We start from the raw sequence: 15,575 nt of genomic DNA, 5'->3' as shown, positions 1-15,575 counted from the left end.
CCCCGCGCCCGCCTGCTGTCTCTCCCGTTACTCGACGTCCACGCCGTGGTCGCGGGCCAGGCCGGCCAGGCCGTCGGCCCAGCCCTGGCCGATGGCGCGGAGCTTCCAGCCGTCGGCCGGGTGGCGGTAGAGCTCGGCGACCAGCATTGCGGAGATCGCCGGGTCGGCCGGTGGGCGGAAGATCCAGCGGCCGGGGCCGGAGGCGAGTTCCACCGCCGGGTCGACCAGGTCCGCGCAGGTGGCGTCGCCGTCGGCGTCGAGGTTGACCGACACCGCCACCCGGTGGACGGCGGACGGCAGTTGGCCGGTGCGGACCGTCGCGCTGCCGTCGCCGGGCTCCAGGGTGACGGCGCCGTCAGCCGCGGTCGGCTGGTGGTAGAAGACGAAGTCCTCGTCGGTGCGCACCTTGCCGTCCGCGCCGAGCAGCAGCAGCGTCAGGTCGGCCTCCGCGCCGTCGGCCCGGAACCGGACGCGCACCTCGTCGTCCGGGAGCACCGTGTTCTGGCCGGGCGCCAGCTCCACCGCTGCTGCCTCGCCGGCCCGTTGTGCGGGGACGGGGGCGGGCCCGAGGCGGCCCGGGAGGCCGTGCTCGCGGAGCAGGGTGAGCAGCATCGGCCCGTCCACCAGGGTGAGCGGCTGGCCCTCCGCGTGCTTGCGCGAGCCCGGGCCGAAGCCCGAAGTGGTGACCAGGATGCCGCGGTTGGCGCCCTGCCGGCGCATCGTGGACTCCAGGTCGCGGACGGCGCTGGGGGAGACGGTGTGCCGGTAGCGCTTGGCCTGGATGACGATCTTTCCGCCGGTGATCGGGTCGGGGTCCTCGGCGAGCACGTCCACGCCCTCGTCGCCGCTGCGGGCCGTGGTGCTGGTGCGGAAGCCGCGGCGGCGGAACAGTTCGGCGATCAGTTTCTCGAACTCGATCGGGTCCATCGCGAACAGGTCCGGCTCCTCGCCGTCCCCGGCGGAGGTCGCGGCGGCCGGGATCGCGGCCACGGTGTCGGCCTTCTCCGGACGGGCGGACAGCCGCCCGGCGAGTGCCTCCAGCAGGCAGTCCAGCGGCGCGACCCGGTCCAGCGCCAGCCCGGCGAAGGTCTCCCGGTCCACCTCGACGGCCAGCAGGCAGCGGTCGCCCTCCTGGCCGGTCGCCGGGTCCGGGGCCACCACCACGCCGTTCAGCCCGACCGAGGCGATCAGCCGGTCGGTGTCGGCCCGGAACACCTCCGCCAGCACCCGCAGCGCGCACTGCGCCAGCACCTCGCGGTAGATCTCCTTGCGCTGGGTGGCGGGCCGGGCCACCTCGTCCTCCCGGTCGTCGGACCGGACGTAGCGGTACCGGCCGACCGTCGGCACCACGTCGAACGGCGGCAGCTCCCACCGCACCACCAGCCGGCGGGTGTCCGCGTCCCAGGAGGTCTCGCCGTCGGTGGGGAAACCGTCCGGCCAGTCCTCCCGCCAGTCGATCACCGCCTCGAAGTACTCGGCGACCGCCGCCGCCTCGCCGGCCCGCAGCCGCTGCGCGAGCCGTCCGGCCTGGGTGCCCTGCCCGGCCAGCAGCCGGTGCCGCTCGGCCGCCCACGCGTCGTACTGGGCACGGTAGTCCGCGAGTTGACGCTGCCGCTGCTGCTCGGCCGTCCACGCCGCCTGCCAGTCGTACTCGAACCTGGCCCGGGCGTGCGCGGCCTGCTCCTCCCACTGGCGGCGCGCCGCCGGGTTGAACGCCTGGGCGCCCGTCAGCGGCGGCACCAGGTACCAGTTCTGATCCGGCATCGGCACCGGGTGGCCCAGCGGCCCCGGGTCGAACGGCGGGATCGCGCCCTGCCCGCCCCGGCTCTGTTCCGCCAGCGAGAACCCCGGACCGGCCAGCCCCGCCGCCAGCACCCCGCGCAACTCGGCGACCCGGTCGTCCAGTTCGGCCGTCCGACGGGCCGCGTCCGCGTCCCGCTGCTGCTGGTACGCCTTCAGCGCCTCGCGCTCACCCCGCGCCGCCGCCCGCTGTGCCTCGCGCTGCGCCCGCTCGTAGTCCCGCTGTTGCGCGGCCGCCGCCTTCCGCTGCGTCTCCGCGCGGCGGTGCTGCTCACGCTGCGCCTCCGCCAGTACCGACCACACCCCGGAAGACCGCCGCCGCGCCACGCCCGCCCCACCCACATCCAGACCGACCAAGAGCGATCAGTCTTCCACGGGGGCGGGCGTCGGCGCGCCCTATGCGGCGGGCTTCAGCCGCAGCGAGATCGAGTTGATGCAGTACCGCTGGTCGGTCGGCGTGCCATAGCCCTCGCCCTCGAACACGTGCCCGAGGTGGCTGCCGCACCTCTTGCAGCGCACCTCGACCCGGCGCATCCCGAGGGTGGTGTCCTCCAGGTACTCCACCGAGTCCCCGGCCAGCGGGGCGTAGTACGACGGCCACCCGCAGTGCGACTCGAACTTCGTCTCGCTGCTGAACAGCTCCGCCCCGCACGCCCGGCAGCTGTACACGCCGACCGTCTTGGTGTCCGTGTACTCGCCGACGAACGGCCGCTCGGTGCCGGCCTCGCGGAGCACGTGGTACTCCTCGGGTGTCAGCTCGGACCGCCACTCGGCGTCGGACTTCTGGACCTCGTAGCTCACGGCACTCTCCAGGGCTCGGCCGTCGGACTCAGACAGCAGGTGCAACGTCCGCCAGGGCGGCCAGAATTTCCGGCCCCAGGGTGGTGACGTCGCCCGCGCCCATGGTCAGCACCAGGTCACCGGGACGGGCCAGCGCGGCCAGTACGGCGGGCGCGGCGGCGAACTCGTGCTCGGCGCGGACGTCCGCACCGGCCCGGCGGGCCGCGTCGATGATCAGCTCGGCGGTGACGCCCGGGATCGGGTCCTCGCGGGCCGGGTAGATGTCCAGCACCACCGAGGCGTCGGCCAGCGCCAGCGCCTGACCCATCTCCTCGGCCAACTGCTGGGTCCGGGAGAACAGGTGCGGCTGGAACACCACCAGCACCCGGCCCGCGCCCGCCGCCTCGCGGATCGCCTCCAGGTCGGCGGCCATCTCGGTCGGGTGGTGCGCGTACGAGTCGATCACCTGCACGCCGCGGGCCTCGCCCTTCAGCTGGAGCCGCCGCTTCACACCGGTGTACGCGCCCAGCGCCTTCGCCAGCCCGTCCGCCGGAACGCCCAGCGCGACGCCCGCGGCCAGCGCCGCCACCGCGTTGTGCGCGTAGTGCCGACCCGGCACCGAGACGGTGAACGTCAGCTGCTCGCCGCCCAGTTCGACCGTCACCTCGCTGGTCATGCCGCGCGCCGCCACCGACAGCACCCGCACGTCCGCATCCTCGGCCGCGCCGACCGTCACCACGTTCAGGCCGTCCCGCCCGGCGACCCGGCGGGTCAGCTCGCGGGCGCCCTCGTGGTCGGCCGACACCACCAGGGTGCCGCCGGGCACGATCCGGCCGACGAAGGCCTCGAAGGACTCGTAGATCTCCTCCATCGACGCGTAGTTGGCGTGGTGGTCCAGCTCCACGTTCAGCACGATCGCCACCTCGGGCGCGTACTTGTGGAAGCTGCGGTCGCTCTCGTCCGCCTCCGCGACGAAGATCTCGCCCGCGCCGTGGTGCGCGTTCGACCCGGGCAGGTCCAGGTCACCGCCGATCGCGTACGAGGGCTCCAGGCCCAGCTCACCCAGGCTGACCGCCAGCATCGAGGTGGTGGTGGTCTTGCCGTGGGTGCCCGCCACCGCGAGCGCCCGACGGCCGCCCATCAGCGCCGCCAGCGCGTCCGAACGGTGCACCACCGGGATGCCGCGCTGCTGCGCCGCCACCAGCTCCGGGTTGTCGGCGCGGATCGCGCTGGAGACCACCACGCTGCTGGTCCCGGCCGGCAGGTGCTCGGCCGCGTGGCCGACGAACACCGTCGCGCCCAGCTCGCGCAGCGCCCGCACGGTCTCCGACTCCTTGGCGTCGCTGCCCGAGACGGTCGCGCCGCGGACCGCGAGGATCTTCGCCAGACCGGACATTCCGGCGCCGCCGATGCCGATGAAGTGCGGGGCGTGCAGGTCGTGCGCGGCGTCGTTCAAGGCTGGCTCCGTACTGGCAAGGGGGCGGAAAGGGTCGTCCCGCGAGTTGTGCCGCATGGCACAAGTCACGGGACGATTCTGCCCTAATCGGGAGGGCGGTCAGGAGTCGCTGGCGAACAGCTTGAGTACGGGGACGCCGACCTCGTGCCGGGCGCGGGACGCCCAGTCGCGGTGGAAGAACTCCTCGACGAAGTGCGGCGAGGTCAGGACCAGCACCTCGTCGGCCCGGTTCTCCTCCACCACCTCGCGCAGGCGCACCAGCGGCTGCTGCTCGACCACCTCGCCGACCGCCTCCGCGCCGGCCCGCCGCAGGTGCCGCAGGCTGTGCTCCAGGGACTCCCCGGCCAGCGTCGGTTCGTCGCCATCGCGCTCGTCGTGCTCGTGCACCGCCTGGTCAAGATGGCCGAGGGCCACATCGTCCAGGGCGCGCAGCAGTTCGTCCTGCCGACCGCGCGGCTGCATCAGGACGACGAAGGACACCTGCTCCTCGCCGTGGAGGGTGGTGACCAGCTCCACGTCGGCGTCGGAAAGTGCCTTTTCGATCATCAGTACGGTCTTGAACACGTGAGTCCCTTCGCTGGTACGGGCCCCCGGGTCCGGCTTCCTCATCCCCTCCTTCATAGTGCCCGGAGGAAGGATTCCTCACGCTGCACACGCGCCACATGGAACACGTGGTCCACATCGGTCAGGAAGTGGCTCAGGTGAGGGCGGGGTCGCTCGGGGACCGGTCCGGATCGGTCGGCCGCAGATAGCGGGTGAAGAGGAAACCTTCCTCCTCGATCAGGGACACCAAGCGCATCCGCCGAACGTCCGCAACCGGCGGCCCGTTCACGATCCGCGGCGAGTCACCGCCCGTCACCAACGGGGCCACCGAGAGACACAGTTCGTCCAGCAGACCGTCCGCCGCGAGCCGCCCCAACAGGCGAGGACCGCCCTCCGAGAGCTGGCGGTGCCAACCACGCTCCGTGAGCGCCGCGACCGCCCTGGGCAGGTCCACCGAGCCCGTTCCCGCGGTGATCACCTCGGCGACGTCGGCGGTCCGGGCGAGCCTGTCCGCCGGCGCGTCCGAGGTGGTGATCACCACCGTCGGGACCAGCGGCTCGGTGAACAGCGGAGCCGCGAGATCGAGGTCCAGGCTCCGGGTCACCACCGCGATCACCGGCGCCGGCAACTGCCCGGCGGCGGCCCGCTGCTCGGCGAACTCCTTGCGCGCCCGCCCCGGCCGATAACCCTCCGCCCGCACCGTCTCCGCACCCACCAGCACCACGTCGCACAGCGCGCGCAGCACCCCGAAGATCCGCTTGTCCGCCGCGCTCGACAGCCCGTCCGAGAGGCCGTCCAGCCGGGCCGCACCGTCCAACGACGCGACCATGTTCGCCCGCAGCCACGGGGTGTGCGACGGGTACGCGTACGCCTGGGCCAGCCACTCCAGGCTGCCGGGGGTGCCGGGGGTGTTGCCGATCAGTTGCTCCATGGCTCAAGTCTCGCAGCGGTGCGAACGCAGGCGGGCGCGAAACCGGGGGCGCGGGGAACTGCGCGAAGCGGAAGGCACCCAACCGCGAGATCGCGATGCGGGACAATGACCTGCACTTGATCGCGACCTTACGGACGTGGTGTCGCTGGTCGCGCAGTTCCTCGCGCCTCCTGGGCTCTCGCTCACCTGTACGCTGGTTTCTCGTGTCTGCACCTGCCTCGGAGTCCGAAATCCGTACCGCGACAGCCCTCGCCTCTCGGCGGCCGGTGGTTCCGGCCGAGCGGTTGGTGGCCGAGATGGTGCCGCCGCCACGTTTCGCCGGCGTGAGTTTCGGCAGCTACCTGCCGGATTCCTCGCAGCCGAGCCAGTACGAGGCCGTGCAGATCCTGGAGGGCTTCGCGGCGAGCCTGAACGCGGGTGCGGAGCCGGCCAAGCGCGGGTGGTTCCGCAGGTCCGCGCCGGCGCCGAGCGGGCCGGCGGGGATCTACCTGGACGGCGGGTACGGCGTAGGAAAGACGCACTTGCTGGCGTCGCTCTGGCATGCGGTTCCGGGGCCGAAGGCTTTCGGTACCTTCGTCGAACTGACCAACCTGGTCGGCGCGTTGACGTTCCAGGGCGCGGTGCGGACGCTGAGCTCGCACCGGCTGCTGTGCATCGACGAGTTCGAGCTGGACGACCCGGGCGACACGGTGCTGGTCTCGACGCTGCTGAGCCGGCTGGTGGAGAACGGGGTCAAGCTCTGCGCGACGTCGAACACCCTGCCGGAGAAGCTCGGTGAGGGCCGGTTCGCCGCCGCGGACTTCATGCGGGAGATCCAGGGCCTGTCCGCGCACTTCCGCCCGGTGCGGATCGACGGCCAGGACTACCGCCACCGCGGCCTGCCGGACGCGCCGCCGCCGTACACCGACGCCGAGGTGACCGAGCGGGCCGAGAAGACCCCGAACGCCTCGCTGGACGACTTCGACACCTTGCTGGAGCACCTGAAGGAGGTGCACCCCAGCCGTTACGGCGCGCTGCTGGACGAGATCGGCGCGGTGTTCCTGCGCGGGGTGCGGCAGGTGGACGACCAGGCGACCGCGCTGCGCCTGGTGGTGCTGGCGGACCGGATGTACGACCGGGAGCTGCCGATCACCGCCTCCGGTGTGCCGTTCGACCAGGTGTTCACCGAGGAGATGCTGCGCGGCGGCTACCGCAAGAAGTACCTGCGCGCGGTCTCCCGGCTGGTCGCGCTGGCCCGGGATTCCGCCAAGTAACTCGGACTGTCGGTGGCCGGTCGTACGGTGGAGGGGTGCGTCCCATCACGAGTATCGAGCGGTCCGTGGCGCCCTTCGAGGTCGTCAGCCCCTACCAGCCCAATGGTGACCAGCCGGCGGCCATCGCCGAGCTGGAGCGCCGGATCCGCGCAGGGGAGAAGGACGTCGTCCTGCTCGGCGCGACCGGTACCGGCAAGTCCGCCACCACCGCGTGGATGATCGAGAAGCTGCAGCGTCCCACCCTGGTGATGGCGCCGAACAAGACGCTGGCCGCGCAGCTGGCGAACGAGTTCCGCGAGCTGCTGCCGAACAACGCCGTCGAGTACTTCGTCTCGTACTACGACTACTACCAGCCCGAGGCGTACGTCCCGCAGACGGACACCTACATCGAGAAGGACTCCTCGATCAACGAGGAGGTCGAGCGGCTGCGCCACTCCGCCACCAACAGCCTGCTCACCCGGCGGGACGTCGTGGTGGTGGCGTCGGTGTCGTGCATCTACGGCCTCGGCACGCCGCAGGAGTACGTGGACCGGATGGTCCGGCTGAAGGTCGGCGAGGAGATCGACCGGGACGCACTGCTGCGCCGCTTCGTGGACATCCAGTACACCCGCAACGACCTGGCGTTCAGCCGCGGCACCTTCCGGGTGCGCGGCGACACCGTCGAGATCTTCCCGGTGTACGAGGAACTCGCCGTCCGGATCGAGATGTTCGGCGACGAGATCGAGGCGCTGTACACGCTGCACCCGCTGACCGGCGAGGTGATCAGCCAGGACGACTCGGTCTACGTCTTCCCCGCCTCCCACTACGTGGCCGGCCCGGAGCGGATGGAGCGGGCGGTCAACGACATCGAGCGGGAGCTGGAGCAGACCCTCGCCCGGATGGAGAAGCAGGGCAAGCTGCTGGAGGCCCAGCGGCTGCGGATGCGCACCACCTACGACATCGAGATGCTCCGGCAGATCGGCACCTGCTCGGGCGTGGAGAACTACTCGATGCACTTCGACGGCCGCGAGCCCGGCTCGCCGCCGAACACCCTGCTCGACTACTTCCCCGAGGACTTCCTGCTGGTCATCGACGAGTCGCACGTGACGGTCCCGCAGATCGGCGCGATGTACGAGGGCGACGCCTCGCGCAAGCGCACGCTGGTCGAGCACGGGTTCCGGCTGCCCTCGGCGATGGACAACCGGCCGCTGAAGTGGGAGGAGTTCCAGGAGCGGATCGGTCAGACCGTCTACCTGTCGGCCACCCCCGGCAAGTACGAACTGGCGCGCGGCGACGGGCAGGTGGAGCAGATCATCCGCCCGACCGGCCTGATCGACCCCGAGGTGATCGTCAAGCCGACCGAGGGCCAGATCGACGACCTGGTGCACGAGATCCGGCAGCGGGTGGAGAAGGACGAGCGGGTCCTGGTCACCACGCTCACCAAGAAGATGGCCGAGGACCTCACCGACTACTTCCTCGGCCTGGACATCCGGGTCCGCTACCTGCACAGCGATGTCGACACGCTGCGCCGGATCGAGCTGCTGCGGGAACTGCGGGCCGGCGAGTACGACGTGCTGGTCGGCATCAACCTGCTGCGTGAGGGCCTGGACCTGCCCGAGGTCTCGCTGGTGGCGATCCTGGACGCCGACAAGGAGGGCTTCCTGCGCTCCGGTACCTCGCTGATCCAGACCATCGGCCGTGCCGCGCGAAACGTCTCCGGCCAGGTGCACATGTACGCCGACAAGATCACCCCGGCGATGGAGCTGGCGATCTCCGAGACCAACCGCCGGCGCGTCGTCCAGCAGGCGTACAACGAGAAGCACGGGATCGACCCGCAGCCGCTGCGGAAGAAGATCGGCGACCTGCTCTCCACCATGGCCGGCGAGGACGTGGACACCGAGGAGCTGCTCGCCACCGGTTACCGCCAGCAGGGCAAGGGCAAGGCCCAGGTGCCCTCGCTGGGCCTCGACCGCAAGCCCGCCAAGAACCTGCCCGCGGCCGAACTCGCCGAGCTGATCCAGGACATGACGGACCGGATGCACACCGCCGCCGCCGAGCTCCAGTTCGAGGTGGCGGCCCGGCTGCGCGACGAGGTCAAGGAGCTCAAGCGCGAGCTGCGCCAGATGCGCGAGGCCGGCATGGCCTGATCCGGCTGCCCGAAACAGCCGCCGTGTCGTAGTTCTGCCACAGTCTCGCCGTCCCGGACCGGGGCGGCGGGGCGGCGGCTAAGGTGGTGCGTGGCCGGCATGGGGCCAGGACGCTCCTGTCACGGCCGGTCGCGGGCGAGAGCCGGGGCAACCCGGAGGAAGGGGTGGTGGCGTGTCGGTGAACCTGGCCAAGGGCCAGAGCGTCAGCCTGTTGAAGTCCAGTGGCGAGACCCTGAGCGTGGTCCGGATGGGCCTCGGCTGGAAGTCCGCCCCGGGCAAGCGCGGCTTCTTCAGCCGCCGGCCGAAGGACATCGACCTGGACGCGTCCGCCCTGCTGTACGACGGCAAGACGATGAGCGACGTGGTGTTCTTCTCGCACCTGGTCAGCAACGACGGATCGGTGCAGCACACCGGCGACAACCTGGTCGGCGGCGTCGGAGGCGAGGACGACGAGAGCATCCTGGTCGACCTGACCAAGGTGCCGCGCAAGGTCACCCAGATCGTGTTCACCGTCAGCTCGTACAGCGGCCAGAACTTCCTGGAGGTGCAGAACGCGCACTGCCGGCTGGTCGACGAGACCACCAATCAGGAGCTGGCCCGCTACGAGCTGGCCGGCGGCGGCACCCACACCGGGCAGATCATGGCCAAGGTGGAGCGGGACGGTGCGGGCTGGAAGATGACCGCGATCGGCGCGCCCGCGACCGGCCGCACCTTCCGGGACATGCTGCCGTTCATCGAGCCCTTCCTGTAGACCGAGGGCGGCCCTTTACCTTCTTTACCTTCCCTTGGCGTTCCTGTTACTCTCGACGGGAGCGGAGGGGAGTATTCCCCGTTCAGTGACCCCGTCATCACGGGTGCCCGTCGCGGCATCCCGGGGCACTGGTCGCGCGGCGCCGACCGATGGGCGCGCCGTGCGGCGGAAGAGACCTCCGGCAGTGACGATGTTCGCCTAGCTGCCGGAGGAGCAGTCATGGACGTTTCCGCAGGCCTGTGGGCCGGCACCATCGCGGTGCTGGCCCTGTTGATCCTGGCCGATTTCTTCATCGGCGGCCGCAAGCCGCACGAGGTCTCCATCAAGGAGGCCGGGATCTGGACGGCCGTCTGGGTCGTGCTGGCGGTGCTGTTCGGTGGGTTCCTCTGGTGGTACGGCGGCGGGCAGCCGGCCGGGGAGTTCTTCGCCGGCTACATCACCGAGAAGTCGCTCAGCGTCGACAACCTGTTCGTGTTCATCCTGATCATGGGCAAGTTCGCGGTGCCGAAGATCTACCAGCAGCGGGTGCTGATGTTCGGGGTGATCATCGCCCTGGTGCTCCGGGCGCTCTTCATCGCCGGCGGCGCGGCGCTGGTCTCCAGCTTCTCCTGGGTGTTCTTCATCTTCGGCGGGTTCCTGATCTGGACGGCCTGGAAGCTGCTCAAGGAGGCCCGGGCCGAGGAGGAGGGCGAGGAGGACTTCGAGGAGAACCGGCTGCTCAAGTCGATCCAGAAGCGCGTCCCGTCCACCGACCAGTACCACGGCACCAAGCTGTTCATCCGGGAGAACGGCCGCCGGCTGATGACCCCGATGCTGATCGTGATGATCGCGATCGGCACCACCGACGTGCTGTTCGCGCTGGACTCGATCCCCGCCATCTTCGGTCTCACCCAGGACCCGTACATCGTCTTCACCGCCAACGCCTTCGCGCTGATGGGCCTGCGGCAGCTGTACTTCCTGATCGGCGGGCTGCTGAAGAAGCTGGTCCACCTGTCCTACGGCCTGTCGGTGATCCTCGGCTTCATCGGCGTGAAGCTGGTGCTGCACGCGTTGCACGAGGCCGGCGCGCACGTCCCGGAGATCAGCATCCCGGTGTCGCTGGGCTTCATCCTGCTGACCCTGGCGGTCACCACCGTCACCAGCCTGATCGCCACGCGGAAGCAGGACGACGCCGACAAGCCGGAGAAGATCGACGCCTGACGCAAAAAACGTGAGGGCCCCCGCCTCGGCGGGGGCCCTCACGTGTGCGCTCACCAGCCGCGTTCGCGCCACTCCGGCAGGTGCGGGCGTTCGGCGCCCAGCGTGGTGTCGTTGCCGTGGCCCGGGTAGACCCAGGTCTCGTCGGGGAGGACGTCGAAGATCTTCTCGTTGACGTCCCGGAACAGCGACTCGAAGGCGGCCGGGTCGCCCCAGGTGTTGCCCACCCCGCCCGGGAACAGGCAGTCGCCGGTGAACAGGTGTGGGTGGCCCTGCGGGTCGTCGTAGATCAGCACGATCGCGCCGGGGGTGTGGCCCACCAGGTGGCGGACCGTCAGCTCGACCTGGCCGACCCGGAGCACCGAGCCGTCCTCCAGCGGGACGTCGGTGGGCACCTCGATGCCCTCCGCGTCCACCCGCCCGGCCGCGGTGCGCGCCCCGGTGGCGGCGACCACCTCGGCCAGCGCGCCCCAGTGGTCGTGGTGCCGGTGGGTGGTGACCACCACGGCCAGCCGGCTGCCGACGGTCTCCAGCAGCACCGGTGCGTCGGCGGCCGCGTCGATCAGCAGCTGCTCGTCGGTGGCCCGGCAGCGCAGCAGGTAGGCGTTGTTGTCGTACGGTCCGACTGCCACCTTGGTGATGATCAGGTGGGCCAGCTCCCGGACGTCCGGCGCGCCGCCGACCTTGACCGTTCCGTGGTACGCCATCACGTCGCTCCTCGTTGCCGCTGGGGGTGTCCCGTCAATCGCCACCATCATCCCATCGGGGGGAGCCGGGGCAGAGAGCTGCGCGCGTCGACCAGGCCCTCGTGGCCGCGGTGCACCTGGAGGCCGTCGCCGTCCGAGCGGCCCGAGAGCCAGCCGGTGAGCGCCCGCACCGGGCCCTCGGCGGTCAGCTCCGGCTCGCCCGCGCCGCCGAGCCGGGCCTCCAGCGCCGCGTCCTCGGCGATCAGCCGGACCACCGGGAGGCCGTCCAGGGCGGCGAAGTGGGTGCCCAGGCGGCGGAACTCGGCGATCGCGAACGGCTCCGGCCAGTGCGCGGGGGTGTAGCCCGCGTTCAGGTCGACGTGGTGGTACTCCAGCTCGGCCAGCCGCTTGCCGGGCAGCTGCCAGGCCGGGAAGGTGTAGCCGGAGCGGTGGGTGAGGGTGGCCTGCCAGTGCTCGGTGCCGAGCAGCCGGGCGGCGTCCACGAAGCGCTGCTGGGTCTCGCGGACGTCGGCCAGCTGCACGTCCAGCGGCCGGCCGGAGCCGGCCTCGATGTCGGCGTCCCGCGCCGCCGAGCTGGCGTACTGCGGAATGTTCTGGCCGGTGCGGGCGTTGGTCAGCAGGATGACCAGCGAGTCGGCGTTGCGCGCGATGTGTGTCAGCACGTGACCGCGGGTCCAGCCGGGCAGCCCGGACGGTTCGAACACCTCCTCGGGCTTCAGCTCGGACAGGGTGTGCAGCAGGGTCTCGGTGCTCTCGACAGTGGCCCGCAGCTGCTCGGCTGCGGTCGTCGCGTCGCTCATCGGGTGCCTTTCGACGGTCGGTGGAGCGGTTCCGGGCGGTTCTCGACCTGCCCCGGGCCGTTGCCGGGGGCGGTTGTCAGTCGTTGACGCTACCGTCGGGCGCGGGTGCCGTTCACCCCTTCGGGCGCACCCCGCTGGCGGTTCGATATTCGAACAAATGAGCTAGTACGCTGGCGGGCGCATCCTGGAAGAAGCAGACCTCACACATTTCAACCCGGAGAAAGGCGCCAGTAACTGTGGCAGACCGCCTCGTCGTCCGTGGTGCACGCGAGCACAACCTCAAGAACGTCTCGCTCGACCTGCCCCGTGATTCCCTCATCGTCTTCACGGGCCTCTCCGGGTCCGGCAAGTCCTCGCTCGCCTTCGACACGATCTTCGCCGAGGGCCAGCGGCGTTACGTCGAGTCGCTGTCCTCGTACGCCCGGCAGTTCCTCGGGCAGATGGACAAGCCGGACGTCGACTTCATCGAGGGTCTCTCCCCGGCCGTCTCGATCGACCAGAAGTCCACCAGCCGCAACCCGCGCTCCACCGTCGGCACCATCACCGAGGTGTACGACTACCTGCGCCTGCTGTTCGCCCGGATCGGCAAGCCGCACTGCCCGCACTGCGGCCGCCCGATCGCCCGGCAATCGCCCCAGGCCATCGTCGACAAGGTGCTGTCGCTGGAGGAGGGCACCCGGTTCCAGGTGCTCAGCCCGGTGGTCCGGGAGCGCAAGGGCGAGTTCGTCGACCTCTTCGCCGACCTGCAGTCCAAGGGCTACGCGCGGGCCCGGGTGGACGGGCAGACCATCCAGCTGACCGAGCCGCCCACGCTCAAGAAGCAGGAGAAGCACACCATCGAGGTGGTCATCGACCGCCTCACCGTGAAGGCCGGCGCCAAGCGCCGGCTCACCGACTCGGTGGAGACGGCCCTCAAGCTGGCCGGCGGCATGGTGGTGCTCGACTTCGTCGACCTGCCGGAGGACGACCCCGAGCGCGAGAAGATGTTCTCGGAGCACCTCTACTGCCCCTACGACGACGTCTCCTTCGAGGAGTTGGAGCCGCGGTCGTTCTCCTTCAACTCCCCGTTCGGCGCCTGCCCGGACTGCTCGGGCCTGGGCAACCGGATGGAGGTCGATCCCGAGCTGCTGGTCCCCGACGAGGAGAGGTCGCTGGACGAGGGCGCCATCCACCCGTGGTCGCAGGGCGCCACCAAGGAGTACTTCCAGCGGCTGGTCAACGCGCTGGCCGGCGAACTCGGCTTCCGCACCGACATCCCGTGGGCCGGGCTGCCCGCCCGCGCCCGCAAGGCCCTGCTGTACGGGCACAAGACGCAGGTCGAGGTGCGCTACCGCAACCGCTACGGCCGCGAGCGCTCCTACACCACCGCGTTCGAGGGCGCCGTCCCGTTCGTGACGCGCCGGCACTCCGAGTCGGAGAGCGACTCCAGCCGCGAGCGCTTCGAGGGCTACATGCGCGAGGTGCCCTGCCCGACCTGCAAGGGCACCCGGCTCAAGCCGGTGGTCCTCGCGGTCACCGTGATGGACAAGTCCATCGCCGAGGTCTCCGCCATGTCGATCAGCGACTGTGCGGACTTCCTCGGCGCGCTGCGCCTCGACGCCCGCGACAAGAAGATCGCCGAGCGGGTCCTCAAGGAGGTCCTGGAGCGGCTGCGCTTCCTGGTCGATGTCGGCCTCGACTACCTGTCGCTGAACCGCGCCGCCGGCACCCTCTCCGGCGGCGAGGCCCAGCGCATCCGGCTGGCCACCCAGATCGGCTCCGGCCTGGTCGGCGTGCTGTACGTACTGGACGAGCCGTCCATCGGCCTGCACCAGCGCGACAACCACCGCCTGATCGAGACCCTGGTCCGGCTGCGCGACATCGGCAACACCCTGATCGTCGTCGAGCACGACGAGGACACCATCAAGACCGCCGACTGGATCGTCGACATCGGCCCCGGCGCCGGCGAGCACGGCGGCAAGGTGGTGCACTCCGGCGCGCTCAAGGAACTGCTGAAGAACGAGGAGTCGCTCACCGGCCAGTACCTGGCGGGCAAGCGCGGCATCCCGATCCCGGTCGCCCGCCGCCCGCGCGACAAGAAGCGGCAGATCGTGGTGCACGGCGCCCGCGAGCACAACCTGAAGGACGTCACGGTCGCCTTCCCGCTGGGCACCTTCACCGCGGTGACGGGCGTCTCCGGCTCGGGCAAGTCCACGCTGGTCAACGACATCCTTTACACGCACCTGGCCCGCGAACTCAACGGCGCCCGCAGCGTCCCCGGCCGGCACACCCGGATCACCGGCACCGACCTGGTCGACAAGGTGGTGCACGTCGACCAGTCGCCGATCGGCCGCACCCCGCGCTCCAACCCGGCCACCTACACCGGCGTCTTCGACCACGTCCGGCGGCTGTTCGCGGAGACCCAGGAGGCCAAGGTCCGCGGCTACCTGCCCGGCCGGTTCTCGTTCAACGTCAAGGGCGGCCGCTGCGAGAACTGCTCCGGCGACGGCACCATCAAGATCGAGATGAACTTCCTGCCGGACGTCTACGTCCCCTGCGAGGTCTGCCACGGCGCCCGCTACAACCGGGAGACGCTGGAGGTCCACTACAAGGGCAAGTCCATCGCCGAGGTGCTCGACATGCCGATCGAGGAGGCCCTCGACTTCTTCGAGGCCGTCCCCGCGATCGCCCGCCACCTGCGCACCCTCAAGGAGGTCGGCCTCGGCTACGTCCGCCTCGGCCAGCCCGCCACCACCCTCTCCGGCGGTGAGGCCCAGCGCGTCAAGCTGTCCGCCGAACTCCAGAAGCGCTCCACCGGCCGCACGGTCTACGTCCTCGACGAGCCCACCACCGGCCTGCACTTCGAGGACATCAGCAAGTTGATCAAGGTCCTGGAGGGCCTGGTCGACAAGGGCAACACCGTCATCGTCATCGAGCACAACCTCGACGTCATCAAGACCGCCGACTGGCTGGTCGACATGGGCCCCGAAGGCGGCTCCGGCGGCGGCGGCGTGGTCATCGAGGGCACCCCGGAAGAGGTCGCCGTCTCCACGGCCAGCCACACCGGCAAGTTCCTCCGCGACATCCTGCCGGGCGTCTCCGACGCCACCCCGGTGAAGCGCAGGAGGAAGTGAGCTCCGGCTCGGCCGCAGGCCACTGAGGTTCTTTTCGTTCCTCATCCCCGCGCCCCGTCCGGGGTGCGGGGAACTGCGCGAAGCGGGAGGGGAACGCCAGCGAGGTCCGCTCCGGGAT

At 70.7% G+C, this 15,575-nt stretch carries 12 protein-coding genes; 5 read left to right on the top strand and 7 right to left on the bottom strand.

Annotated features, from left to right (window positions below; translation table 11 throughout):
- Positions 1–27: 27 nt before the first annotated feature.
- From ACFV18_RS21490 to ACFV18_RS21470, 5 genes are all read right to left on the bottom strand, one after another.
- Entirely contained in the window at positions 28–2,103 is a 2,076-nt protein-coding gene (locus ACFV18_RS21490) for a restriction endonuclease (RefSeq protein WP_380485504.1), read from the bottom strand.
- A 93-nt stretch (positions 2,104–2,196) separates the two neighbouring features.
- Positions 2,197–2,601 (bottom strand): peptide-methionine (R)-S-oxide reductase MsrB, encoded by a 405-nt coding sequence (gene msrB, locus ACFV18_RS21485; RefSeq protein WP_380485502.1) that lies wholly within the window; start codon positions 2,599–2,601, stop codon positions 2,197–2,199.
- Positions 2,602–2,629: 28 nt separating this feature from the next.
- On the bottom strand, positions 2,630–4,015 hold the full coding sequence (murC, locus tag ACFV18_RS21480) for a UDP-N-acetylmuramate--L-alanine ligase (RefSeq protein ID WP_380485635.1): 1,386 nt from the start codon (positions 4,013–4,015) through the stop codon (positions 2,630–2,632).
- A 120-nt stretch (positions 4,016–4,135) separates the two neighbouring features.
- Entirely contained in the window at positions 4,136–4,600 is a 465-nt protein-coding gene (locus ACFV18_RS21475; protein ID WP_380485501.1) for an indole-3-glycerol phosphate synthase, read from the bottom strand.
- 133 nt (positions 4,601–4,733) lie between these two features.
- On the bottom strand, positions 4,734–5,510 hold the full coding sequence (locus ACFV18_RS21470; protein ID WP_380485499.1) for a pyrimidine reductase family protein: 777 nt from the start codon (positions 5,508–5,510) through the stop codon (positions 4,734–4,736).
- A gap of 203 nt (positions 5,511–5,713) precedes the next feature.
- Between ACFV18_RS21470 and zapE the strand changes: the two genes are divergently transcribed.
- The 4 genes from zapE (at position 5,714) to ACFV18_RS21450 (ending at position 10,840) form a co-directional block, all read left to right on the top strand.
- Positions 5,714–6,763 (top strand): cell division protein ZapE, encoded by a 1,050-nt coding sequence (gene zapE, locus ACFV18_RS21465; protein ID WP_380485497.1) that lies wholly within the window; start codon positions 5,714–5,716, stop codon positions 6,761–6,763.
- Between the two features lie 35 nt (positions 6,764–6,798).
- Entirely contained in the window at positions 6,799–8,889 is a 2,091-nt protein-coding gene (gene uvrB, locus ACFV18_RS21460) for an excinuclease ABC subunit UvrB (RefSeq protein WP_380485495.1), read from the top strand.
- 172 nt (positions 8,890–9,061) lie between these two features.
- Entirely contained in the window at positions 9,062–9,640 is a 579-nt protein-coding gene (locus tag ACFV18_RS21455) for a TerD family protein (RefSeq protein WP_380485493.1), read from the top strand.
- Positions 9,641–9,859: 219 nt separating this feature from the next.
- Entirely contained in the window at positions 9,860–10,840 is a 981-nt protein-coding gene (locus ACFV18_RS21450; protein WP_380485491.1) for a TerC family protein, read from the top strand.
- A gap of 50 nt (positions 10,841–10,890) precedes the next feature.
- Here the strand turns inward: ACFV18_RS21450 and ACFV18_RS21445 are convergent, their stop codons facing one another.
- Both ACFV18_RS21445 and ACFV18_RS21440 read right to left on the bottom strand, forming a co-directional pair.
- Positions 10,891–11,544: an MBL fold metallo-hydrolase gene (locus ACFV18_RS21445; protein WP_380485489.1), complete on the bottom strand. Its 654-nt coding sequence runs from the start codon at positions 11,542–11,544 to the stop codon at positions 10,891–10,893.
- A gap of 47 nt (positions 11,545–11,591) precedes the next feature.
- Positions 11,592–12,344 carry a maleylpyruvate isomerase family mycothiol-dependent enzyme gene (locus ACFV18_RS21440; protein WP_380485487.1) on the bottom strand — a complete coding sequence of 251 codons (753 nt, stop codon included), beginning with the start codon at positions 12,342–12,344 and terminating at the stop codon, positions 11,592–11,594.
- Between the two features lie 236 nt (positions 12,345–12,580).
- Here ACFV18_RS21440 and uvrA point away from each other — a divergent pair, with 236 nt between their 5' ends.
- Positions 12,581–15,457, top strand: coding sequence for an excinuclease ABC subunit UvrA (gene uvrA / locus ACFV18_RS21435; RefSeq protein WP_380485485.1), 2,877 nt, complete (start codon positions 12,581–12,583; stop codon positions 15,455–15,457).
- Positions 15,458–15,575: the final 118 nt, after the last annotated feature.

The sequence above is a fragment of the Kitasatospora sp. NPDC059673 genome (genome assembly GCF_042734215.1).
Lineage (GTDB): Bacteria > Actinomycetota > Actinomycetes > Streptomycetales > Streptomycetaceae > Kitasatospora.
This window is presented reverse-complemented; position numbering and strand designations above follow the sequence as displayed.